Annotated in this window: 22 protein-coding genes; 11 read left to right on the top strand and 11 right to left on the bottom strand. The window is 64.6% G+C overall.

Going from position 1 to position 22,879, the window contains the following annotated elements:
• Window positions 1-8: 8 nt before the first annotated feature.
• From AC5RU3_RS13095 to AC5RU3_RS13085, 3 genes are all read right to left on the bottom strand, one after another.
• Window positions 9-1,382 (bottom strand): GAF domain-containing serine/threonine-protein kinase, encoded by a 1,374-nt coding sequence (locus AC5RU3_RS13095; RefSeq protein ID WP_493965820.1) that lies wholly within the window; start codon window positions 1,380-1,382, stop codon window positions 9-11.
• A gap of 104 nt (window positions 1,383-1,486) precedes the next feature.
• A complete protein-coding gene (locus AC5RU3_RS13090) occupies window positions 1,487-2,731 on the bottom strand; it encodes a metal-dependent hydrolase family protein (RefSeq protein WP_493965819.1) in 1,245 nt (414 codons plus the stop codon).
• Between the two features lie 9 nt (window positions 2,732-2,740).
• On the bottom strand, window positions 2,741-4,018 hold the full coding sequence (locus tag AC5RU3_RS13085; protein ID WP_493965818.1) for a class I SAM-dependent methyltransferase: 1,278 nt from the start codon (window positions 4,016-4,018) through the stop codon (window positions 2,741-2,743).
• An 80-nt stretch (window positions 4,019-4,098) separates the two neighbouring features.
• On the opposite strand from AC5RU3_RS13085, the gene AC5RU3_RS13080 reads away from it, so the two are divergent.
• From AC5RU3_RS13080 to AC5RU3_RS13050, 7 genes are all read left to right on the top strand, one after another.
• Window positions 4,099-4,947, top strand: a complete 849-nt coding sequence (locus tag AC5RU3_RS13080) for a phosphotransferase enzyme family protein (RefSeq protein ID WP_493965817.1) — start codon at window positions 4,099-4,101, stop codon at window positions 4,945-4,947.
• Between the two features lie 206 nt (window positions 4,948-5,153).
• Window positions 5,154-5,705, top strand: coding sequence for a TasA family protein (locus tag AC5RU3_RS13075; protein WP_458116584.1), 552 nt, complete (start codon window positions 5,154-5,156; stop codon window positions 5,703-5,705).
• Between the two features lie 108 nt (window positions 5,706-5,813).
• Window positions 5,814-6,398 carry a signal peptidase I gene (locus AC5RU3_RS13070; protein WP_493965816.1) on the top strand — a complete coding sequence of 195 codons (585 nt, stop codon included), beginning with the start codon at window positions 5,814-5,816 and terminating at the stop codon, window positions 6,396-6,398.
• A gap of 157 nt (window positions 6,399-6,555) precedes the next feature.
• A complete protein-coding gene (locus AC5RU3_RS13065; protein WP_493965815.1) occupies window positions 6,556-8,343 on the top strand; it encodes an Ig-like domain-containing protein in 1,788 nt (595 codons plus the stop codon).
• Window positions 8,343-8,738 (top strand): hypothetical protein, encoded by a 396-nt coding sequence (locus AC5RU3_RS13060; RefSeq protein ID WP_309124544.1) that lies wholly within the window; start codon window positions 8,343-8,345, stop codon window positions 8,736-8,738. Before AC5RU3_RS13065 ends, AC5RU3_RS13060 begins: the two co-directional genes overlap by 1 nt.
• A gap of 8 nt (window positions 8,739-8,746) precedes the next feature.
• A complete protein-coding gene (locus AC5RU3_RS13055) occupies window positions 8,747-9,475 on the top strand; it encodes a response regulator transcription factor (protein ID WP_493965814.1) in 729 nt (242 codons plus the stop codon).
• Window positions 9,468-10,757: a sensor histidine kinase gene (locus AC5RU3_RS13050; protein ID WP_493965813.1), complete on the top strand. Its 1,290-nt coding sequence runs from the start codon at window positions 9,468-9,470 to the stop codon at window positions 10,755-10,757. Before AC5RU3_RS13055 ends, AC5RU3_RS13050 begins: the two co-directional genes overlap by 8 nt.
• Here AC5RU3_RS13050 and AC5RU3_RS13045 read toward each other — a convergent pair.
• The 8 genes from AC5RU3_RS13045 to AC5RU3_RS13010 form a co-directional block, all read right to left on the bottom strand.
• Window positions 10,750-12,396, bottom strand: coding sequence for an ABC-F family ATP-binding cassette domain-containing protein (locus AC5RU3_RS13045; RefSeq protein ID WP_493965812.1), 1,647 nt, complete (start codon window positions 12,394-12,396; stop codon window positions 10,750-10,752). The genes AC5RU3_RS13050 and AC5RU3_RS13045 overlap by 8 nt on opposite strands.
• 128 nt (window positions 12,397-12,524) lie before the next feature.
• Window positions 12,525-13,766, bottom strand: a complete 1,242-nt coding sequence (locus tag AC5RU3_RS13040) for a M14 family zinc carboxypeptidase (RefSeq protein ID WP_493965811.1) — start codon at window positions 13,764-13,766, stop codon at window positions 12,525-12,527.
• Between the two features lie 179 nt (window positions 13,767-13,945).
• Window positions 13,946-14,620 (bottom strand): GntR family transcriptional regulator, encoded by a 675-nt coding sequence (locus AC5RU3_RS13035; protein ID WP_458116591.1) that lies wholly within the window; start codon window positions 14,618-14,620, stop codon window positions 13,946-13,948.
• Entirely contained in the window at window positions 14,617-16,272 is a 1,656-nt protein-coding gene (locus AC5RU3_RS13030) for a 5-oxoprolinase subunit B/C family protein (protein ID WP_493965810.1), read from the bottom strand. Before AC5RU3_RS13030 ends, AC5RU3_RS13035 begins: the two co-directional genes overlap by 4 nt.
• Complete coding sequence (locus AC5RU3_RS13025) at window positions 16,269-17,027, bottom strand: LamB/YcsF family protein (protein ID WP_493965809.1); 759 nt, start codon at window positions 17,025-17,027, stop codon at window positions 16,269-16,271. The genes AC5RU3_RS13030 and AC5RU3_RS13025 overlap by 4 nt, the downstream gene beginning before the upstream one ends.
• Window positions 17,028-17,119: 92 nt before the next feature.
• Window positions 17,120-18,016, bottom strand: a complete 897-nt coding sequence (locus AC5RU3_RS13020; protein WP_493965808.1) for an alpha/beta fold hydrolase — start codon at window positions 18,014-18,016, stop codon at window positions 17,120-17,122.
• Window positions 18,017-18,095: 79 nt separating this feature from the next.
• Window positions 18,096-18,530 carry a DoxX family protein gene (locus AC5RU3_RS13015; RefSeq protein WP_493965807.1) on the bottom strand — a complete coding sequence of 145 codons (435 nt, stop codon included), beginning with the start codon at window positions 18,528-18,530 and terminating at the stop codon, window positions 18,096-18,098.
• 128 nt (window positions 18,531-18,658) lie between these two features.
• The gene (locus AC5RU3_RS13010; protein WP_309124665.1) at window positions 18,659-19,234 is read right to left on the bottom strand and encodes an NADPH-dependent F420 reductase; all 576 of its coding nucleotides are present in this window, start codon (window positions 19,232-19,234) and stop codon (window positions 18,659-18,661) included.
• A 92-nt stretch (window positions 19,235-19,326) separates the two neighbouring features.
• On the opposite strand from AC5RU3_RS13010, the gene AC5RU3_RS13005 reads away from it, so the two are divergent.
• From AC5RU3_RS13005 to AC5RU3_RS12990, 4 genes are all read left to right on the top strand, one after another.
• A complete protein-coding gene (locus tag AC5RU3_RS13005; RefSeq protein WP_493965806.1) occupies window positions 19,327-19,803 on the top strand; it encodes a MarR family winged helix-turn-helix transcriptional regulator in 477 nt (158 codons plus the stop codon).
• 100 nt (window positions 19,804-19,903) lie between these two features.
• Window positions 19,904-21,295 (top strand): HNH endonuclease, encoded by a 1,392-nt coding sequence (locus AC5RU3_RS13000; protein ID WP_493965805.1) that lies wholly within the window; start codon window positions 19,904-19,906, stop codon window positions 21,293-21,295.
• 99 nt (window positions 21,296-21,394) lie between these two features.
• Complete coding sequence (locus tag AC5RU3_RS12995; RefSeq protein WP_493965804.1) at window positions 21,395-21,832, top strand: DoxX family protein; 438 nt, start codon at window positions 21,395-21,397, stop codon at window positions 21,830-21,832.
• Between the two features lie 64 nt (window positions 21,833-21,896).
• A complete protein-coding gene (locus AC5RU3_RS12990) occupies window positions 21,897-22,859 on the top strand; it encodes an AEC family transporter (protein WP_493965803.1) in 963 nt (320 codons plus the stop codon).
• The last annotated feature ends 20 nt before the right edge of the window (window positions 22,860-22,879 follow it).

The raw sequence follows: 22,879 nt of genomic DNA, 5'->3' as shown, positions 1-22,879 counted from the left end.
CCTCAGCGCTAGGCCCGCGCGCTGCGGCTCTCGAGCCGGAGCTCCAGATCGTTCATCACGATCCCTGCCAGGTCCTCCAGTATGGCGGTCTCTTCAGGGGTGAACTCCCGGGACTCCGTATCGAGAATGCAAAGGGTGCCCAAGTTGAAGCCGTCGCGGGTCCGCAGCGGAACGCCGGCATAGAACTTCAGGCCGAACTCGCCGGCAACCAGTGGATTGCTCAACGCCCGCGGGTCGGTCTCGGTGTCCTCGATGACCCACGGGTCGTTTTGAAGGATGGCCGACGCGCACAGTCCCGGGTCCCGGTCGAGCTGCTCCACGTCGGTCCCATAGTGGGACTTGAACCAGATCCGGTCATGGTCCACCACGCTGACGATCGCCGTCGGTACGGAGAAGATCCGCGCGGCAAGGGAAGTGACACGGTCGAACGCGCCATCCGGTGGCGTGTCGAGAATGTTGTAGCGGCGGACCGCCGCCAGCCGCTGCTCCTCGTTCTCAGGAAGCAAGGAGCCGCCTAGCTTGCGCCGTGAACGGCCCGCGAAGGTCTGCTCGTACAACGCCTTTGAGACCTCACGGGCGGAGGGCCTCTCGGCCGGATCCGTGGAGGTCATTGCGGTCAACAGGGCCGACCATTGCGGATCCAGGCCCGCCGGAATCTCAGGATTCCGGAAGAGCCTGACGACGGCACTCTCCACCGCCGGACCGGGAAATTCCAGCTTGCCCGTGATGCACTGAAGCAGCACGAGGCCCAGTGAATAGATGTCGCTCGCGGGTTGGAGCGGCTCACCCTTGACCTGCTCGGGACTCATGTATGCGACGGTCCCCGTCAGGGCGCTGGCGTCGTCGCCCTTGGTACCTGCCAGGGCGGCAATCCCGAAGTCGGCCAGCTTGGCACGCAGGCGGGCGTCCTTGGTGCCATAGTCGAAGAGCATCACGTTGGCCGGCTTGATATCCCGGTGCACCACTGACTGGCTGTGGATGTAGTCCAGACCCTCGGCAAGGTCGCAGCCGATCTGCGCCGTATGGCGCAACTGCAGGGTGCCCTTGGACAGGCGGTGCCGTAGATCGAAGCCACGCACGAGTTCCATGACCAGGTACACGCGGGGTGCTTTCGGGTCGCTCAGATCAGAGCCGGCGTCGAGCAGTCCTACCAGGCTGTGATGGTTCAGCCGCGCCAGTACCTTGACCTCGTCATCGTTGCGCTTCTGTTGATCCTCGTTGAGCACGTCGGTAGGGAGGATCTTGATCGCCACGTCGCGGCCGAGAAACTCATCCCGGGCACGGTGAACAGTGCCTTTCGCTCCGGACCCGATTCGTTCGAGCAGCCGGTAGCGTCCGCCGAAGAGAACCTCGGGTGTGCTGTTCGCGCCCACCTCGACCATAATCTTCCCTTCCTGGAGGCCTCTTGACTGACCGACGGATGGGGTGCGCGGTGCTACGGGGCCATGAATATTCTACCGGGGAAGCGTCGCTGGTGGGGCGGGACTTAGCTCGGGAACTGCAGCTCGCCGTCCTTGTAGACCTCCCCGATCATCGACCGAAGCCGCGGAAGTTGCTCAGCTGATTCCAGCGTGCCGTTCAGGACCACGGCGTCGGCGAGGTAGTCCGGTGCAAGCCTGCCCACCGAGTGCTCGTGGGTGATGAGTTCGCCGGCGACGGAGGTGGTGGCAGCCAGTACCTGTTCCAGACTCATGCCCGCGTCCGCCATCAGGGAGAGTTCGCCGAGGTTCTCGCCATGCGCGCCCACTCCGGAATCGGTGCCCATCGCAATCCGGACGCCGGCTTCGACGGCCCGTGCCACGGATCGGTGATGGTCCTCGGCAACACGGCGAGCCTTGTCGATCACCTGCGGCGGCAGGCCGCTGGTCCCGGTTTCGCCCTTGCGGATGACCGCCTGTGGCGCGGACAGCGTCGGCACCAGATAGGCGTTGGTGTCGAGGAACAGCTGGATTGCCTCGTCGTTGAGGTAGATGCCGTGCTCGATGGTTCGCACTCCGGCACGCAGAGCATTGATGACACCCGCTGTGCCCTGGGCGTGGGACATGACGTACTTGCCCTGCAGCTCTGCTTCTTCAACGATGACCGCAATTTCGGCAGCGGTGAACTGCGAGTGCCGCGGATCGGTGGTGGGGGAGAGCACACCGCCGGTCGAACAGATCTTGATCTGGTCGGCGCCGGCGCGCAGCAGCTGCCGGGTGACCTTGCGGACTTCCTCGACGCCGTCGGCGATTCCGCTCGGCCGGCCGGGATGCGGTCCGAGTGCGGGGGAGTCGATGCCGGACGGCAGCCAGAAGTCCCCGTGCCCTCCGGTCTGGGACATGATGCTGATGGCAAGGCGAAGGCGCGGACCCTTCACCAGGCCGCTTTCGACAGCCACCTTGGCGCCAAGGTCAGCCCCGCCGGCATCCCGAACGGTGGTGATGCCGGCCCGCAGCGTGGCTTCCAGGTTGCGCACGGATTCGTAGAACTGGAGCGAGAAGGGTTCGGCTACGCCCTGGATTGAACCCGGGTTGGAGGTGGTCGCGTGGATGTGCAGGTCGATCATCCCGGGCAGCACCGTTCGCCCGGTGCAGTCGACCACCGTGGCGTCGGCGTAATTTGGTGAGTCGCCGGCCCCCGCGCCCACTGCTGCGATGCTGTTGCCGCTGAAGACGATGTCCGTCGGTCCGGGAAGGAAGCGTTCGCCGTCGAAAACGCGGCCGTTCCGGAACACAGTGAAAGGTGAAGTCATTCGCCCACTCTAGTAATTGCGACGCAGCGGCGGGTCCTCACCGCCCGGGCGCTGCACCAGTATCTGGTTCACGCCGTTCAGCCCACGCTCGAATCCGAGGGCACTCGACGCCATGTACAGGCGCCACACCCGAGCCCGGCCCTCGCTCGTGAGCCGCACTGCCTCGTCCCAGTCTTCCTCGAGGTTGTGCACCCACGCGCGCAGGGTGAGCCCATAGTGTCGGCGCAGCGCTTCGACGTCGAGCACTTCAAACCCGGCTGATTCCAGAGCGCCCATCATCACCGTGAGGCTGAGCATCTCGCCGTCGGGGAAGACGTAACGGGGAATGAAGGAGTCCGGGTCCGGCGGCATCTCGCCGGCGTTCCACGAGATCGCGTGGTTGAGCAGCTTCCCGCCGGGACGCAGCAGGCCGTACAGCCTTGAGGCGTAATGCCCGATCTGTTCTCGCCCCACGTGCTCCGCCATGCCGATCGAGCTGATGGCGTCGAACGGGCCGTCGTCAAGATCCCGGTAATCCTGTACGCGGATTTCAATCCGTTCTGAAAGCCCGACGTCGGCAGCCCGCTTCTGCGCGAGAGTCGCCTGCTCGCGGGAGAGGGTGATACCCACGACGTCGACACCGTAATTCTGCGCGGCATGGAGCGCGAAGCTGCCCCAACCGCAACCCACGTCGAGGACACGCCTTCCCGGCTGCAGGCCCAGCTTCCGGCAGACCAAATCCAGCTTCGCTTCCTGGGCAGCGTCCAGGCCGGTGTTCTCGTCCTCCCACACCGCGCAGGAGTACACCATCGACGGACCGAGGACGAGCGCGTAGAAGTCGTTGCCGACGTCGTAATGGTGGGATATAGCGGCGGCGTCGCGCTTCTTTGAATGCATGCGGCCCGTCCGCGTGACGTCCATTTCCTCCGGTGGGGGCGCCGGTGGAAGCCCAATCGCGCCGACCCGGACGGCAGTCCGCAGGAGCTTCCAGCGCTCGCCGAGGGTTGGAGGACGAAACGCCTTCAACTCGGCGAATTTGCCCACGGAACTCAACACGGAGAAACTTTCGAACAGGTCACCGGGCCCATCGATATCTCCGGCCACGTAGGCGCGGCTGAGGCCGAGTTGGTTTGGGCACCACAGCATCCGGCGCAGGCCCCGCCGGGAACGGAACTCGATGGTTGGCGCATCAGCCGGCCCCGCCTCCGACCCGTCCCAGGCCTGAAGGCGCAACGGAATTTCATCGGTCCCCAGAATGATCCCCAGGGCCTCAGCCAACCTGGGTGCTACTCCCTTGCTTTTCGCCATGGTTCCTTATGTACTCCGATTCCCGCCCGAGGACCAGAGGTTATCGGGCGGGAAGTCCACGCATGCAAAGATGAGCGGTGATGATGCCGCTCAGCCAAATCCGTCGTATGAAGGACTCCGTCGATACCGACTGGCGCTCGCCCGTCGGCGATCAGGTGGCGCACGCATGGGGCCTTGACCCCAACAGCGCCCGATGGTGGAGGTCCAGTGCCAGCCACGTCTTCGTGATTCCTGGCGATCCGCGGCGTTTTCTGCGCTTTATACCGGCGGGAACAGCGGCAGCATCCCGACTGCGGGCCGGCGCCGAGCTCGCCAATGACTTCCCGTCTGTCGACGGCCTCTGGATTGCGCGCCCGCTGCCCGCTGAGTCGGGCGAGCTGATCCCTGCAGTGGACACTTCCTTCGGCCCGATGGCCGCGATGCTCGTCAACGAAGCACCCGGTGACGCCCTGGAGGTTCCATCGCTCACCCCTGACCAAGCCCGGATGTGGGGAGACGCGCTCGCCCTCTTCCACGAAATTGCGGGAGGCCCCGACGGCGTCACAATCCACGGCGACTTCGAGCTGGACAACCTCCGGTTCACTCCCGACGGCGTTTCCGTCTTCGACCTCGATGAGTCCCGTCCCGGCACAGCAGCGGAAGACGTTGCCCTCGCTACCCGCGCGCTGCGCGGAGACGAAGGTGACAGGCCAGAGCCGTTGCTGTACGCCGAGTTCCTCGCCGGCTACCGGTCACGACGGGACTTCACCGAGGCGGAGGAAGCAACGGTCCCCGAGTACGCCCGTCAGTACTCGGCCCGCCGCGTGGCTGCCGGGCAGGAGATGCTCGACGACGGCGACAAGCCGAACGACCCGGACTGGTTACGTGAACTGCACAACGACATCCTCACCGCCAACGACTGGCATCGCGGGCAGGTCAAGAACGCGTAAGCCCGATCTGGGAGGTTCAAAACCGCCGAGAACACGGTGACGGAAACCGCGGTTCCCACCAGGTAACACCCGCCTCCGCAGCATCCCAGGAACTTGTTCCCAATTCGTGGAACTCCTGAGCACTACCTGTTACCGGTCTGTTCCGCGGCGCTCCATAACGTTGAGGTCATAGCAAGCCACCCCTCAAAGCGTCTCAGGAGCACCCCATGAACAGCACCGCCACCGCCGCCAAGTCCGCTTCACGCAGCCGCCGTCTGCTGCTCCCGATCGCCGGCCTCTTCGCCGCTGCAGCCCTGACCGTGGGCTCGGGTGCCAGCTTCGTTTCGACCAGCGTCAATGAGGCCAACGCCTACACCACCGGCACACTCACCCAGAGCAACTCGAAGGCCAACGCTGCGATCTTCAACCTGGGCAACCTGAAGCCGGGCGACACCCTCAACGGCACCGTCACCATCACCAACACCGGTACGCTGCCCTCCACCTTCACCCTGAAGGAAACCGCCACCAACGGCTTCACCACCCCGGCGAACCTCAAGCTCACCATCACCCAGAACGGCGTCACCGCCCCCGTCTGGACCGGAACGTTCGCCACGCTCGGAACGGCAGACCTGGGAACCTTCGCTGCAGGCGAGGCTCGCACCTACACCTTCAGCACCAACCTGGCCCAGACCGCCGGCAACGAGGAGCAGGGCAAAACCGCCACCGCTACCTACACCTGGGATGCTGTCCAGACTGCTGCGACCACCACCAACCAGTAGCCCTCCAGACCGGGTGCGGGGATGCGTCTCCCCAACGGTCCCCGCACCCCCAAACCAGCCCGTCCTCTGAACCGGCAAGCCCCCTGAACAAACACGGAAGGGATCACGATGAGCAGCACCGAAGCACCCCGCCGCAGTGTGCTCCGCACTGTCGGTCGGATCGCCACCAACGTGGCTGCCGTCGTCGGCTTCGCCCTGGCCGCGCTCTTCCTCCTGCCGGGCCTGATGGGCTTCGAGCGGTACGTCATCACGGGCGGTTCAATGTCAGGGACGTTCGAGCGCGGATCCCTCGTGTTCGAACGGGCAGTACCGGTCAGCGACCTGAAGGTGGGGGACATCATCACCTACATGCCGCCGTCGGACTCTGGACTCAACGAGCTGGTCACGCACCGCATTGATTCGATCGAGGCATCTGAATCAGGCCCGGTTTTCCGGACCCGCGGTGATGCCAATGCGGCTGCCGACACCTGGACCTTCCAGCTCCAGGCGCCCACACAGGCACGCTTTGAGGCGGCCGTTCCCTACGTGGGCTGGGCGTTCATCGCCCTGGCGGACAGAGACCTTCGGATGATCATCATCGGCGTCCCGGCCGGCGCCATCGCGCTCCTGAGTCTGTTCGAGGTGGCCCGGGTGCTTCGGGAACCCAAGAACCAAAGCTCGGAGAGCGCTGCGCCGGCCCAGGCTACCGCCTGACCACCCTCAACCGTCACGAATGCCCTCCCGCCGTCCCGGGAGGGCATTCGTGCGTCTGTTACCAAATTGTGGAACAGGCTCCTGCCGCCTGTTGCATCCCTGTTGAAGGCCTTTTCCTACTGTTGAAGGGAAGGAAAGCCCCGAGAGGAAGCCAGTCATGAAAGCACGCACGGTGATCGCCCTGATGGCGCTCCTTGCTGCTCTCGTAGCTTTCGACATGCCGGCTTTCTCCACCGCGGCGTTCACCTCGAAGACCAGCAACACCGGCACCGTGCGTGCAGCGGCTGACTGGACCCCGCCGACCGTCAGCCTGGTCAATCCCGGCTCACCGATTAAGGACACCGTCACTATCTCTGCGAACGCATCCGATGCCGAAACCGGTATTGCCAGCGTCACCATTCAGTCGCTTGCTGCAGGCGGTAGCTCCTGGGTTCCGCTCTGCACTGACACCACCGCGCCCTACTCGTGTTCCTGGAATACCAAGTCCGGCACCGTGCCCGACGGCGGCTACACCCTTCGTGCGATCGCTACCGACAACTCCGGTTACTCGACCACGTCGGATTCGGTCTCCACAACCGTCGCCAACAACTTCATGGTGACCCTCTCCAACCCGGGCGAGGTGGTCCGCGGGACAGTGAACCTCACCGCTACGCTGGTGAATGCCGGCTTGACCGTCTACTCCGTTCGTATCGAGTACACCGTTGCGGGAACGGGCCAGTGGAAGACGTTGTGCTCTAATCTCGTCGCCCCCTACAACTGCTCCTGGGCAACATCCACCTTCACGAACGACTACTACGACCTCCGGGCCGTCGCCGTCGCGGGCTCCTCCACCACCTACTCCGCAGTCATCGCCGATGTCCTGGTAGACAATGCGGCGCCTGCCGTAACCATGACCGATCCGGGCACACCACTGAGCGGCTTCCGCACCTTCGCTGCTACCGCAACGGACGCGAACTCCGGAGTTGCCCAGGTGACCATCCAGTACGCCGCCGCAGGCAGCACAACCTGGAACACCCTTTGCACCCTTTCCTCCACGCCCTTCTCATGCCGCTACGACACGGCGCGAATCATCGACGGCACCTACAGCTTCCGAGCCGTCGCCGTGGACCTCGCCGGCAACAGCACGACCTCGGCCGCCATTACAAACCGGCTCATCGACAACACGGTCTCCTCCGTCTCACTCGAAGATCCGGGCGCCTTCCTGACCGGCACCGTAACGCTCACGGCCAACGCGGCGTCGACCGCCGGTGTGACGTCGGTCCGCCTTCAGAGTGCGCCGGCCGGCACTGCGACCTGGACCACCCTGTGCACCCTTACGGCAGCCCCTTACAGCTGCAGCTGGGATACCACGAAGACGGCCAACGGCCCCTATGACTTCCGTGCCGTGATGGTGGACGGAACCACCAAGGAGACCGTCTCCGCCGTCGTTGCTTCCCGCCGAGTCGACAACATGCCGCTGCGTGGTTACGACATCCAGAGCGCCAACGGATCAACCACTGCGGGCCGTCTGGAAGCCGGTGACACCCTGACCTATACCTACAGCCAGCAGGTCAACCTTGCCTCCATCACGCCAGGCTGGAACGGTGCACCTCTCGCCGTGACAGCACGCGCAGCAGACAGCGCAACCGGTGACACCATGGACATCCTGCGTACGGGCAGCATGGTCAATCTGGGAGTGGTGAACCTCCGCCAGGACTTCGTCCGTGCCGGCAAGACCGTGAACTTCGCTGCCACCATGACCGCCTCCACCGTCACCGTGAACGGAACTGTACGCACGGTCGTCACTGTCACGCTGGGCGCTCCTGCCAACGGCAGCGGCCTCCGCAATGTGACCACAGCAGGCTCGCTGATCTGGACACCCAACGGAGCCGTCACCGACCTGCTGGGCAACCCCACCTCCACGGCCCCGGTAACGGAGTCCGGAACGTTGGATCGGGACTTTTGATGCTGCGACTTCCCCGACCACGAGTGCTGGCTCTTACGTCGCTGACCCTGGCCGCGGTGCAGGCCGTCACCGGAGCGCAGTACCTGAGTGACGCACCGTACCTGTCCCTGCTGCTGTTCCTTGCGTCCTTCTTCGGCATCCTCGGCAGCGCCAAGCTGTGGCGCGACAACTGCTTCGAGTCCCGGTTCGGGCTCGCGATGATCGCCGGCTCCACCGTCGTCGGGCATGCCCTGTCGCTGACCCTCGGGCTGCCGGGTTCGGCACTGAACCCATGGTCCGGAGTGAGCGCAATCCTCAGCGCCATCTCACTGGCAGTCGCACTGCTGGTCCTGGCCATGCTCCTTCCGCGCTTCTTCTCCAACTACGCGCAGGCGGGCAGTGAGGCACCGGTATGATTCCAGAAATGGGGCACAGAATACTGCTGGTTGAGGATGACGACGGCATTGCCCTCCCACTGATCCGCACCTTCGAGCGTGAGAGCTACGAGGTCCGGCGGGTCGCTGAGGGCCTTCCCGGCATCGCGCTCGTCGAGCAGGAACCGTTCGACCTGATTGTCCTTGACCTCGGCCTTCCCGACATCGAGGGTCTGGAGGTGTGCCGGCGCGTACGCGAAGCCGGTTACAACGGCGGCATCCTCATCCTGACTGCCCGCGGCGGCGAGATTGACCGGGTGGTTGGTCTCGACGTCGGAGCCGACGACTACATGGCGAAGCCCTTCGGCCTGGCTGAACTTCTGGCACGCGCACGTGCCCTGCTGCGCCGCACCGCCGTATCCCCGAGTCAGCCCGCTTCGAGGCCAGTCCCTGTGCCGGTCCCCGTGCCAGCCGTCGCCGCGCCGGCCCTCCGGGTCGACCGGCAGTCACGCCGGGCCTTCTCCAACGATGCCGAACTCCCGCTCACCGCGAAGGAGTTCGACGTGCTGTCCCTGCTTGAGCAGGACAGGGGAGCGGTAGTCACCCGGGAGCGGCTGATGGACGAGGTTTGGGACCAGAACTGGTTCGGTTCCACGAAAACCCTCGACGTCACGATCGGCCGGTTACGCCAGAAGCTTGATGACTCCGGCGGCACAGTGCAGGTAGTGACCGTACGCGGGGTCGGCTTCCGGCTCGAGGACGGCGCGGAGGATGCGTGAACGCCTGATTGCAGCCTTCGTGGGCCTCGCCGTCGCCGTCGTTGCCCTGTATGGCGTGCCGCGTGCCTACATCGTCGCGGACCAGGCGCTCGAGTCGGAACAGCGAAAGATCGAACGCTCTACCGAGTTGCTCGCCGGCGTGCTGCCCGACCTGACGGCCGGCGGGACAATATCGGATACGTATCTTGCAGGGCTGCTGCAGCCCGGGGAACGCATCGAGTATCGGGATGCAGCCGACGTCGTGATCGCATCGGCCGGGCCCGCTCTCACCGGTCACCACGATGACATCAGTGTCACCCGCGGGCTCGACGACGGCTCCACGGTCACGCTGGAGCGGTCCGGAACCATCGTGGCTGACCGGGTAGCCGCTGCGGTGATGCCCGTGGTGATCATCGGTGTGGTGCTGATCCTTGCATCGGCGCTGGCCGGATTCATCCTCGCCCGGCTGTTGTCGCGGCCATTCCAGGAACTCGCCGTCGACGCGGAACAGCTGGGCAACGGGAAGTTCGACCTCGAAGACAAGAACTACAACATTCCTGAAGCGCAGGAGATCGGCGCTGCCCTCTACACCAGCTCCCAGGCGCTGTCCGAGCTGGTCCGGCGCGAGCGGGAGTTCGCTGCCAACGCCTCGCACCAATTGCGGACCCCGATCACAGCGCTGCGTCTGGAGTTGGAGGACTTGTCGCTCTGGAAGGAAACTCCGCCGACGGTCGCCGCGCAACTGACCCATTCACTCGGTGAGATCGACCGGCTGTCCACAGCAGTGAGCGAGCTGCTCGAGCTGGCCCGCGGCCAGCGCCTGACCGCCGCGCGCGAGGTCAATCTGGGCACTGTGACGGCGAAGGCGGCTGCACGCTGGGAGCGGCAGATCGACGCCGTCGGCCGGGAGATCGTGACTCATGACGGGACGCTGCCGGCCGTCATCAATCCCGGCCCCGTGAACCAGATCCTCGACGTCCTCATCGAGAACGCCATTAACCACGGCGAAGGAACCATCCGGGTGGAAGCATCCGACGCCGGAACCCACCTCAATCTCGCCGTGAGTGACGACGGCGTCCGGCCTCACGGGAACAGCATCTTCACGCGGCGCGTGAGGGAGCGTTCACGCTCCGGTTCGGCTTCGAGCGGCGGTTCAGCTTCGAGCGGCGAAGGAATCGGCCTTGCCGTCGCGTCTGAGTTGGCGGAGGCAATCGGCGGCCACCTGGTGCTGGGTTCGGAGGAACGGACAACGTTCAATCTGATGCTGCCGAAGCGCGAGCTCAACCACGCGGAGCTCAGCTAGCCAAACCCGCCCGGACCTGTCCGCCGTCGACCTCCCACCGTGCATCCAGGCGAACGTTCTCGAGCATTCGGCGGTCATGGGTGACCAGCAGGAGAGCGCCCGTGTAATCCTTGAGGGCCTCCTCAAGCTGCTCGATCGCCGGAAGGTCCAGGTGGTTGGTCGGTTCATCGAGCACCAGCAGGTTCACGCCGCGGGCCTGCAGCAGCGCGAGCCCCGCCCGGGTGCGCTCGCCGGGTGAGAGCCTGCCGACGAGCGCGCCGGTCTGGTCGGCCTTAAGACCAAACTTCGCGAGCAGCGTGCGCACTTCGGCTTGGGCGAGGTCCGGCACGGCAGCCTCGAAGGCAGCGGCGAGAGTCTGATCCTCGGCAAGCTGCCCGCGCGCCTGGTCGATCTCGCCTATGGCGACGTTGGCCCCCAGGGAGGCGGCGCCGTCGTCGGGCGCTTGATGGCCCAGGAGCAGACGCAGCAGCGTGGATTTGCCGGCGCCGTTCGGACCGGTAATGCCGATGCGCTCACCGGCGTTGATCTGGACCGACACCGGTCCCAGAGTGAAGTCACCCTGCCTCGCGATAGCGCTGTTGAGCGTCGCGACGACCGAGCTTGAGCGGGAAGCGGACCCGATACTGAACTGCAGCTGCCACTCCTTGCGCGGCTCCTGCACCTCGTCCAGGCGCGCGATCCGGGATTCCATCTGGCGGACCTTCTGCGCCTGTTTTTCAGAGGATTCCACGCTGGCCCGGCGGCGGATCTTGTCGTTGTCCGGGTTCTTCTTCATCGCGTTCCGGACGCCCTGCGAGCTCCATTCGCGCTGGGTACGCGCGCGTGACACCAGGTCCTGCTTCTTCTCCGCGTACTCCTCGTAGGCTTCGCGGGCATGCCGCTTGGCGACGGCGCGTTCCTCAAGGTAGGCGTCGTAACCGCCGTCGTACACGGCGACCTGGTTCTGTGCGAGATCGAGCTCGACCACCGTGGTGACGCAGCGAGCCAGGAACTCACGGTCATGGGAGACGAGCACGGCCCCTCCGCGCAGATTGCGCATGAAGGCCTCGAGACGGGCGAGCCCGTCGAGGTCGAGGTTATTGGTGGGCTCATCAAGGAGGACCACGTCGAATCGGCTCAGCAGCAGCGCGGCCAGGGCAACCCGCGCAAGCTGCCCGCCGGAGAGCCCTGTGACCAGTGCGTCCGGAGCGACGCCGGGTGCGACGTCGGCCAGTACCGCCGGGAGCCGATCCTCCAGATCGGCGGCGCCGGACGCGAGCCAGTGCTCGAGCGCCGCGGCGTACCGGTCATCAGCGCCCTTGACCGCCGTGCCGAGTTGCTCTGCTGCCTGCTCCATCGCCAGTGTTGCGGCGGTGGCACCGGTTCGGCGCGCAATGTACTGCTCGACGGTTTCACCGGGAGTGCGCTCGTGTTCCTGCGGGAGCCAACCAATGAAGGCGTCCTTCGGCGCTGCCATTACGGTGCCGGCGAGTGGCTCGTCGACCCCGGCGAGGAGCCTGAGCAGCGTTGATTTGCCTGCACCGTTGGCACCCACCACGCCGACGACGTCTCCCTGGGTGACGGTCAGGTCGAGGTTCGAGAAGAGGGTGCGATGGGCGTGGCCGCCGGAAAGCGCCTTGGCCACGAGGGTTGCAGTCATTGATTCAGTGTAGGAGAACGCCCGCGCCTCACAGACGCTGTGCGGAACGGCGAGCGGCACCGGTGGGAAGCGTTAGCCGTTCCCACCGATGCCGTCGGCTTCACACGCAGTTAGCCTGCTGCGCCGCTTCAGTCCGAGGCGACGTCCCACCCGTAATCCGGGTAGTCGAAGAACTCGTCTCCATTGAGGGAGTCAACCTCACCTGTTGCCATGGAATGGATGAGGGATTCGACGCCGGTCTGTACGGTCTGGACGAGCATGCCCTTCATCTTCTGGCCGAGGTCGTCCTGTTGGCCTCTGACTTCAAACAGGACGGTGGCGGATCCATTGAGCGCGAACGCTGAGCGGCCCTGGCCCGCGTACTCGCGCTGTTCCGGATGGAGATAGCGTCCCACGGCTGCTATTGGTGACTGGGACCCGTAGCTCTCCTTGATGCCGTCGGCTACCGCGAGGGCGTAGCGCCGGGACTTGTCCTGGTCCAGGAGAGGCCAGTCCTCTTTGTATGCTGCGCCGTCGTTGACACCCAGAGGCGGATAGTCGAGCGCCACCGAAATGTGCCGGCCGTCCTGCTCGCCTCCGGTCTGCACGTTGCACGGACCCATGTGATGGATGTCGACGACTGCGTCGACTTCGCCGAACTCCTCCTGCAGACCGACATAAACATCCCGGATCGTTTGCGATTCCGGCGCCAGATAGAACCCTGCGTCCTTCGAGTTGCCGGGCAGGTCGCCCGGCTGCGGGACATAGTTGAGGTCGGCGTTGAAGTCCCGGTTCAGGTCGAAGCCCGGCAGCGCGATCCCGTCGCCGCTCAGCTGGTGGTACCAGGCCCGGTTCGAACCTTCCAGCTGCGGGTGCAGACGTTCGACGTCGTCCCACGAGATCACGCTGATTCGACGGTTCAGCTCGCCGCCGTCAGGGTTGGCCATTGGCATGGCGACCAGCGTGACGTTCTCAAGGGCCCGCTTGGTTGCCGGATCGCTGCTGGTGCCGAGTTTCTTCAGGATGCTCAAGAGGGCCTCTGTCCCTGTCCGTTCGTTGCCGTGCAGAGCACTCTGAACGAGCAGTACGCGATCGCCGGTTCCGACCCGGGCGGTGTACAGATTGCGGCCGAGCGCGGATTGACCGGCGACATCGACCTGCACCCGCCCCTTGCTGGTGTCCTCGATTCGTTGCAGTTCAGCACCGAGTTCTGCGTAGCTGGTCCAACCCGTGAACTGCGGGTCGTCGAAGGTCTTGCAGGTTCCCTGTCCGGGTGTGTTGACGTCGCCGGGAGCGGCGCTGGCCGGGCTGGCGACGATCAGCGAGCAGAGCATGGCACCGGCACCGATAGCGCCGAAGAACCTGTGTGGCTTACGAGGGGATTGGGTCACGGTCAACTCCAAAGGTCGAGTGGTTCGAACACGCTGATCTTCTAACCGATTAAGTAGCCGATGAATGATTCGACGGAATTGAGGCTCAAAAAGATGTGACCTCTAGCTAATTCGCAAAGCGAACGATATTGTCGCCCGATGTGTCCGCGCCGAGAGCGACCGCGACTGAGCATTATCGACTAGGCGTTGGCCTGAGTGCCCTCCAGATACTCCAGCAACTCTGCTTCGGCAACGTTGAGGTAGGTGCGCAGTTCAGCTGCGGCCACTTCGTTCTCACCCGCGCGAAGCCGTTCCACCAGCTGCGCATTGCGGTCCACGTAGTGCGTGTGAAAGTCCGGTGCCGAAGCCATCGCGTGGAAGACCAGCCGCATCTCAGCAAGCACACGGTCCATCAGCTCGCGCAGCGATCTGCTTCCGGTCAGTCCCACGACTGCCTCGTGGAATGCCTGGTTTGCGTTGGCCATGTCGGGAACTGCCCCAGCCTCCCGGGCTGCCTTTGCCCGAAGGGCAATCGCCTCCAGCACGTCCAGTTCCTCAGCTGACGGCCTGGCCCACAGCACAGCCGCAGGTTCAATCACCCGCCTGACCCGGTAGATCTCGCGCACCTCCTCCACACCCGGCGACGCCACGAAGACGCCCCGGTTCGGGATGCGTGTCACGATCGATTCGCCCGCCAGTGTGGTGAACGCCTGCCTCAACGTGTTTCGCGATACCCCAAGTGACGCCGACAACGACTCCTCCGACAGTTTCGCCCCTGGCGCCAACTGTCCCGCCGCAATCCGGGACCGGAGCACCGAGGCTATCCATGCCGTCGTGTGCGCGTGTCCAGCCGAATCCTCGCGCCCGGTGCTCATGCGGAGCGGCCGTCCTCTGCAGCAGAGCCCTCCACAGCGCTCTCGATGAATCGCACCGTCGTGCCGGGTGGCAGTTGCGCCGCAATCGGCAGATCCTCCGGTACGACGACGCCGATCACCGGATACCCGCCCGTCACCGGATGGTCGGAGAGGAACAGGACGGGAAGGCCCGACGGCGGCACCTGCAGCGACCCTGCCACGACGCCTTCGCTGGGAAGTTCGTCGGTAATTGCCCGCTGGAGGGATGTGCCGTCGTCGTCAGTTCCGAGCCGCATGCCGATCCGGTTGGACTCTGCGGTGACAGTCCACCGCTGGGTGGTCAGGGCGGCCCGGGACTCGGGGGTGAACCAGTCCTCGCGAGGTCCGGCGGTGATGCGCAATTCGACCGGTTCGTTGCGGTTGGTTTCCTTGCCGTCGGCCCGGAGCAGTTCGAGGGGCAGGGCCGGAGGCTCGGGCGTGCCGACGATGTGTCCGTGCGGAGCTTCGCCCACCGGCAACAGGATCCCCTGTGTCAGGGGTGCAGGACCGATGCCCGACATAATGTCAGTCGCACGGCTGCCGAGCACGGCCGGAACGGTGATGCCGCCGCGGACCGCGACATAGGTGCGCAGTCCTGTCTCCGGCAAGCTGAGGCGGAGGGTCTCGCCGTCGTGAAGGGCGAAGGGTGCGTACATTGGAGCGGCACGCTCGCCGTGCTGGCCGTCAACGCGTGCCGGCACCGGGGCGCCGGCCAGCGCGACCGTAAGTTCGCCGTGCGCCTGGACGGCCAGTCCGCCGAGAACACATTCGATGACGGCATCCGTGGCTTCATTGCCTGCCAGGCGGTTGGCCTGACGGGCGCTCACGGCATCGACGGGACCGGATAACGGGACACCGAGGTCACCCAGCCCGGGCCGGCCGAGGTCCTGAATCAGCGACTGCGGACCCGGGGTGAGCACCTCCAGCGCCGGCGATCCGACGGCAAGGCGGGAGGCGCCGACGTCGTGCGTTGCGGAGGTGTCCGGAAGTTCGATCACCTCCCGTACCGCTACATACCGCACGGTGTTGCCGGGGCGCAGGAGGGCAGGCTGGTCGCGATCGAGATCCCACATTCGGGCGGCGGTCCGGCCGATCAGCTGCCAACCGCCGGGAGAGCGGCGCGGATAGACAGCCGAAAAGTTGCCGGCCAAAGCAACCGAGCCGGCTGGTACAGCGGTGCGTGGACTGGTGCGGCGGGGAACGTTGAGCGACTCGTTCTCGCCGACCAGGTACGCGAAACCGGGCGCGAAACCGCCGAACGCCGTGGTCCAGAGTTGGCCGGTGTGCGCCCTGATGACGCCCTCGGCACCCAGACCGGTGAGTTGACCGACCTCGGCGAGATCATCGCCGTCGTACACCACGTCGATCCGAACGGGATCCTGCGAGGCCAGCGCGTGCTTCGATGGCGTTGCATCCAGTCCTGCAACGGCGTCGCGGGCGGCTCGGGCAGCGGTATGTGAGGCGAAGACAGCGAGGACTGTCCGTGCAGCGGCAAGGACATCGACCTGCCCGGCCAGCGGGTGCTCGACCAGTTGGGCGTGAACGGCGAGCACGGCATCGAGTGAATCAAGTTCGATCAGCAGGGCCCGCGGCCCGGCCCATCTGATGTCCTTCGGGGGGATGCCAGGACTCACACAAAACTCCGGATACCGACGCCGGCGGCTTCCAATTCGCGCCGGACGGCCGCGGCCATGGCGACCGCCCCGTCGGTATCGCCGTGGAGACAGATGCTTTCAGCGGTGGTGCGGATGGTTGACCCGTCACGGGCCACGATCGTGCCTTCGGTGGCGAGGCGGACCATGTTAGCGGCGACGGTGTCTTCGTCCTGGAGGACGGCGCCGGGTTCGCGGCGGGAGACAAGGGTGCCGTCGGGGTTGTAGGCACGGTCGGCGAAGGCTTCGGAGACTCCGCGGAGCCCAGCAGCTTCGGCAGTTTTGAGCGCGACTGAGCCCGGCAGGAGCAGCATCGGAAGATCCCCGCCGAACGCCTTGACGGCGTCGACCACGGCCTTCGCCTGAACCTCGTGGGTAACGATCGTGTTGTAGAGCGCGCCATGCGGCTTGACGTACCGGATGGTTCCGCCAGCTGAGCGGGCCATCGCGTCGAGCGCACCGATTTGGTAGAGGACGTCGTCGGCCAGTTCGGTGGGGGAGCAGTCGATGAAGCGGCGTCCGAAGCCGGCGAGGTCCCGGTACCCGACGTGGGCGCCGATCGTGACACCGGCTGCGACGGCGTCGCGGCAGGTCTGTGCGATGGTCGAGGGGTCGCCGGCGTGGAAGCCGCACGCCACGTTGGCGCTGGAGACGGAGCGGAAGATCGCGGCGTCGTCGCCCATCATCCAGTTGCCGAAGGACTCGCCGACGTCGCTGTTGAGGTCGATGAAAGCCATGGTCATCCTCGTATAGGTGGTTTCTTTCAGGATGCCCAAGTTCCGCGGATTGTTCAACAATATTAATTTCGGTGGGGTCTCCTCTTGAATTCCTATGACTTGTTCCCGGCCAACAACTCCAGCGCTCTCTGGATGACGACGTCGGGACGTTCTTCGGGGATCCAATGGCCGGCGCGGTCGACGGTTTCGGTCGTCAGGTCGTCGGCATATTCTTCGAAGCCGCCCAGGAAGTGTTCCTTCACAAGGGGATCGGCGGCTCCTACCAGCAGATGCGTTGGTGTGGCCAATCGCTGGTTCCGGTATGCGCCGGTCATGATCGCCTTGGCTTGCGGCTGAATGAAGTGACGATACAGCTGCGACCCCGCCCGTCCCTGAGCTCGATCGCGAAGGGGTGCCAGGAAGTATTCGACATCGCTGTCACTCGAGACCTTCGGCTTGGCGGCGGCAGTTCGCAGAAGTGTGCGAGGCAGCCACTGATTTCCGTCACTCAATGCACGAGGACCGATGCCGGGCGCAACGATCGGCAGCTGGTAGGAGGTGTTGAGCAGGGAGGGGATCATGCGGCGGTTGAATCGCATGTAGGGATGGGGAACTGCCAGGGACAGGAAGCTCCGTACCCGCTCGGGATGTTGCAGGCAGAGCTGGAAACCGAGAAGGGCTCCCCAGTCGTGCGCGATCAGATGAGCCCGGTCCAGTTCCAGCGCGTCAAGGAGATTGACGACGTCGGCCAGCAGTTGATCCCGGGTGTAGCCGTCCGGCGGTGCATCGGTCCAGCCCGCGCCGCGCAGGTCGGGGCAGATTACGCGGTAGTGCGCGGAGAGTTCGGGGATCACCTCTCGCCATTCCCACCAGTGCTGTGGGAATCCGTGGAGCAAGAGCACGGGATCTCCGCGTCCAGCTTCCGCCACATGCATGCGCAGCCCCGGAAGCTGCACGAAGTGGTGTTCGACGCCGTCGATCGGATGAGGAACCTGGGCTACGTCAGCCATGACTCATGCTAGGCGTGGGAGCACGAAAAAGGGAGGGAGCCGGGTTGAACTGCTCCCTCCCTTTTCCTTCACGCAGTTGTCAGGCGAGTGCGCTCACCTGCGAGTTCCGGCGACCGAACAGGGCATAGTCGGCGGAGGCGCGTCCCGGGCCGACCAGCGCAAGGGCCAGTGCCGCAGCGCCGAGCAGCAGCACCAGTTCATAACCGCCGTCCGCCACGAAGACACCCGCGGAAAGGTGCACCAGGATCAGCGCGCCAAGCATGTCGAGGGTCAGGAGGGCAGCGACCGGGCGGGTGAGGAGGCCCAGGATCAGTGCAATTCCACCAACCAGTTCAAGGGTGGCGATCAGGGGAGCGGCAACCTCGGCCATGGGAATGCCCATGTCGCCGAAGGCGGCGGTGGTGCCGGCGATGGTCCACTCGTTGTACTTCTGCCAGCCGTGGGCGGCGAAGAGGAAACCGACGACGACGCGAAGTATGGTGCGGGCAGTGGTGGTCAATGCGGTGTTATTCATGGGATCCGTTTCTGGGTCTCGGGGTGCTGTCGTGAGCGGTTGGGGCATGTCTGCGCGGCAGGCGCCGGGAGGCGCTGAAACTCACGACGCCGGCGCAAGCCGTGTGCCGGCGTCGTACTTCTGGTGAATTAGCGGACGAGAGCGAAGCCGGTGGTCCACTGGGTCTTTTCGCCGGCGGCGAGGGTGAGCTGCAGGAAGCCGAGGCCTTCGAGCTCGCGTGCGCGGGCGAGGGAGCCGGCGTCGACGGCGTCCACTCCGCCGGCTTTGACCGCGTCGGCGAGGGTGTTCTTGGCCTCGGTGTCGTCACCGGCGATGAAGACGGTGGTCTGGTTCTGGCCGACGGACTTGGAGCCGAGGGTAGCGGCGAAGTTGGTGTTGAAGGCCTTGAGAACCTTTGACGATGGGAGTGCTGACGCAAGTTCCGCGGCGGCGGAGCTTTCTGCAGGGACCACGAGCGAATCGAAGGTTTCGAAGTTCAGCGGGTTGGTGATGTCGACGACGATCTTGCCGGCGAGCTGCTCGCCGTACTGGGCCACGATGTCCTTGAGTGCCGGGTAGGGGACAGCAAGAACGACGACGTCGCCGTTGACGGTTGCGCCGTTGCTGGAAGTGTCAATGTGCTCGACGGATGAGCCGCCTGCTGCAACAACGCCTGCGATAGCGCCGCCCATATTGCCCTTGCCGAAGATGGTGAACGAGGTCATGTGGAGCTCCTTTGGGATGAATCACTTGCGGGTACAACTAAAACGGTAACAGCGGTTAGTTGTAGATGCAAGTATTCGTATAGGATGACGATATGACGCGATGGCTCAGTAAAGACGAACAGGCAGTATGGACTCGCACTGCGGCCGTCCTGGAGTTGCTGCCCGCAGCATTGGACGGGCAGTTGGTGCGGGACGAGGACCTCACGCACTTCGAGTACTTTGTGTTGGCCTCTCTTTCTGAAGCTCCCAACCGAACGTTGCGCATTACGAGTCTGGCGTCCATGACCAACGCAACGCTGCCGCGAATATCCCGTGTGCTGACCGGGTTAGAGAAGAAGACACTCGTGGAACGAAGCGAATGCAGTGAAGACCGCCGGGCCAAGAACGTTACGCTCACGGGGGCGGGATGGGACAAGGTAGTGAAGTCAGCACCCGGCCATGTCGAGAATGTGCGGAGCCTGGTGTTCGATCAGCTCACTCCCGAGCAGGTTTCGCAGCTGTCTGACATTGCTGCCCAACTGCTCAAGAAACTTGATCCTGAGGGGAAAATGTTCGCTTCCGTGCGCTAGGTCCTGCCGCGTCCCTGCGTTCGACGCGAAGTGTTTGCCGACCGCGCAGGGTGTCTGTCGACCGCGCAGAAATGTCAGACCCGGATGATCGAATGGGTTCATGACGGGGAATCGAGCCAGTTGGGTCTCGGAGGAGACGGCGCTCTGGGCGTCGGACTCAGCAATGGGTCCGTTGGCGGGCCAGCTGTCGCACTTCCCCGTCACCAATCGTGACCTCGAGGCATCGCTGGAGTGTCTGGGTGAACTTGCATCCTTGCGTTCGTGGGTTGACGCGCAGGAAGCCAAGCTGTTGACCCGCATCTCGGAACTTTCCGTTAGGTCGCTTCTTGAGCAGGGTTATGGGGGTCCCGTCGCAGAGGAGTACGCAGAAACTGTTGCGGCAGCGGAGATCGGTGCGGTGCTGCACATTCCGGATGGTTCCGCCGGGCGGCTCATCGAGCAGTCGAAGCTGTTGGTGAACTTCTTCCCTGCCACAGTAGAGGCGCTCCAGCTTGGCAGGATCTCGCGCAGGCACGCAATAGCGGTGGCGCAGGAGTGCTGCGGCGTCCCCGAGGAAGAGATACCGGACTTTGAAGAGCAATTGCTCGGGATTGCTCGGGGGACGACCGTCGCTAAGTTGGCTAATCGTGCCCGTCGGCTGCGCGAGAAGCTGCATCCGGAGGCGCTGGCTGTGCGCCGGGAGAAGAAGGTTCGTGAGCGTGCCGTGACAGTTGACCCTGATCGCGACGGAATGGCCTGGCTCAGCGCCTATCTGCCGGCCGAGACCGCATACGGCATTGCACATCGCCTCGACGCTACGGCGAGAGCCCTGCAATCACCTGAGGAGCAGCGCACGCTCAGCCAGTTGCGCGCAGATGTCTTTGCGGACCTGCTGACGCATACCTGTACTTCAGATCCGACCACCGCCGAATGTGGCCCATGCACTGTATCTGGTGCGAGTTCGGTGCCCCTTCCTGCGGCAGGGTCCGGATCAGCGGTTCAGGGCTACCGGGGCGTTGTGGCAAGTGTCTTCGTCACTGTGCCGGTGATGACTCTGCTCGGGGGAGACGAACCTGCCGAGCTGGATGGCTATGGGCCTATCGATCCAGACACAGCGCGGAAATTGGCCGGACATGCGCCGTCGTTCACCCGGCTACTCACTCATCCGGAAAGCGGAGCGGTGATGTCACTCGGCAGGACCAGGTACAAGCCGCCGAAGGACCTGCAGGATTGGGTGAGGGTGCGGGACAAGACGTGTCGGCATCCGGGGTGTAGTCGGGTGGCTTCGTCATGCGAGATCGACCACACCATTCCCTGGTCGCAGGGCGGAGAAACCCGTGCCGCCAACCTTGCTGCCCTGTGTAAGAAGCACCACATGTTCAAGACCATGGGCTTCTGGAGGCACAGTCAACCACACGAGGGCACGATGCTTTCCACATCGTTCGCTGGGAAGACCTACACGACGCTGCGCGAACCGTTCGTTCACCGTGCGCAGGTGCCGCCACCGTTCTGAGATTTCGAAGTGTGCTGCGCGCATCCTGGACGAGGATCAAGCGTGCCTTGCCCGCTACGCTAAGCCAGCAAGCGTGCCTTGCCCGCTACGCTAAGCCAGGTGGCGGCTAACGGAAATGAACCCCGGACATCGATCGGCCGGTCCCTTGCGCGAGTCCTCCTGGGGCTGTTCCTCATCACGGCGGGAACGGCCCACCTCACTGCTGCGCGTTCGGAGTTCACCGCACAGGTTCCCTCCTGGCTTCCGCTGTATGCCGACGCCGTCGTTGTGGGTTCCGGTGTCATCGAACTGGCCCTCGGGGTAGCGCTGATCGTCCTAAAGCGGCGCAGGGTTCTTGTCGGCTGGCTGGCAGCGGCCTTCTTCCTTGTGATCTTTCCCGGCAATATTGCCCAGTACGTAGAGGGCGTTGATGCCTTTGGCCTGACGACCGACCGAGCTAGGTTCATCCGCCTCTTCTTTCAGCCCGTGCTTGTGCTGTGGGCGCTCTGGTCTACCGGTGCCTGGCGCGACCGACAGTTGCTACGATCAACCAAGTGATCACCAACGCCATTGACGGCATCCCGACGACACCACGATCGGACGTGGCGTTGTGGACCTAAGCGTGGTCATTGCGCTCTTGGGCGCGGTCATCCTCATCGGGATGGGCTCTGTCTTCCGGCACAAATTCATCACCGCCGCCGACTTCTGGTCAGGACTCGAAAAGCTCGTCTACTTCGTACTCCTCCCGTCCCTGCTCGTCACCGGCCTCGCCGAAGCCGACTTCGCCCTTCTCGAACCAGGTCCAATCGTCCTGGTGCTGGCATCATCCGCGCTGTTCTCATCGCTACTCGCCTACGGACTGCGCCGCCCCGCGGCCGGCCACAACGGTCCGGCCTTCACGTCCGTCTTTCAAGGCATCGTCCGCTTCAACACGTACATTGGAGTTACGACGGCAGCGGCCCTCTTCGGCTCCGACGGCATCGCCATCGCTGCCCTCGCTACCGCAGTCCTGATACCACTGGTGAACCTGGCATCGACTGTCGCACTCGCACATCACGGACATCACAAACTGCGGGGGAGGGCCCTACTCCGCGCAGTGTTCCTCAACCCGCTCATCCTGGCTTGCCTTGTCGGTCTCGCCGCAAACCTGATCGGGTCAGTACCAGCAGTCTCCAGCGTGCTCGAGATGCCGATACCGGCCGGCGTCGTACAGCTTCTCGCAGCTGTCCTGGGGCTGCTCGGCGGAGCCGCCCTGCCGATTGGACTGATCTGCGTCGGCGCCGGCCTCCACGGACGACTCTTCCCACGTGAATCCCTCCGGCCGGTCCTGGCCGCCATCCTGTTGCGCTTCCTTCCGGTGCCCGCCGCAACACTGGGACTGTGTCTGCTCATCGGATTCAGCGGACCGGCCGCCGTCGTCTGCGTAGTCTTCCAGGCGCTCCCGACCGCCACCAGCTCCTACGTCTTCGCCCGACGACTCGGAGGCGACGCCGCCCTCATGGCACAGATCACCGCCGCCCAGACTGTCCTGTCCGGGATAGCCCTGCCAGCCTGGATCCTTATCGCACTGGCGGTCCTGCTGTAGGGACGTGAAGGACGGAGGTC

The sequence above is a fragment of the Arthrobacter sp. MDB1-55 genome (assembly GCF_059092925.1).
This window is presented reverse-complemented; position numbering and strand designations above follow the sequence as displayed.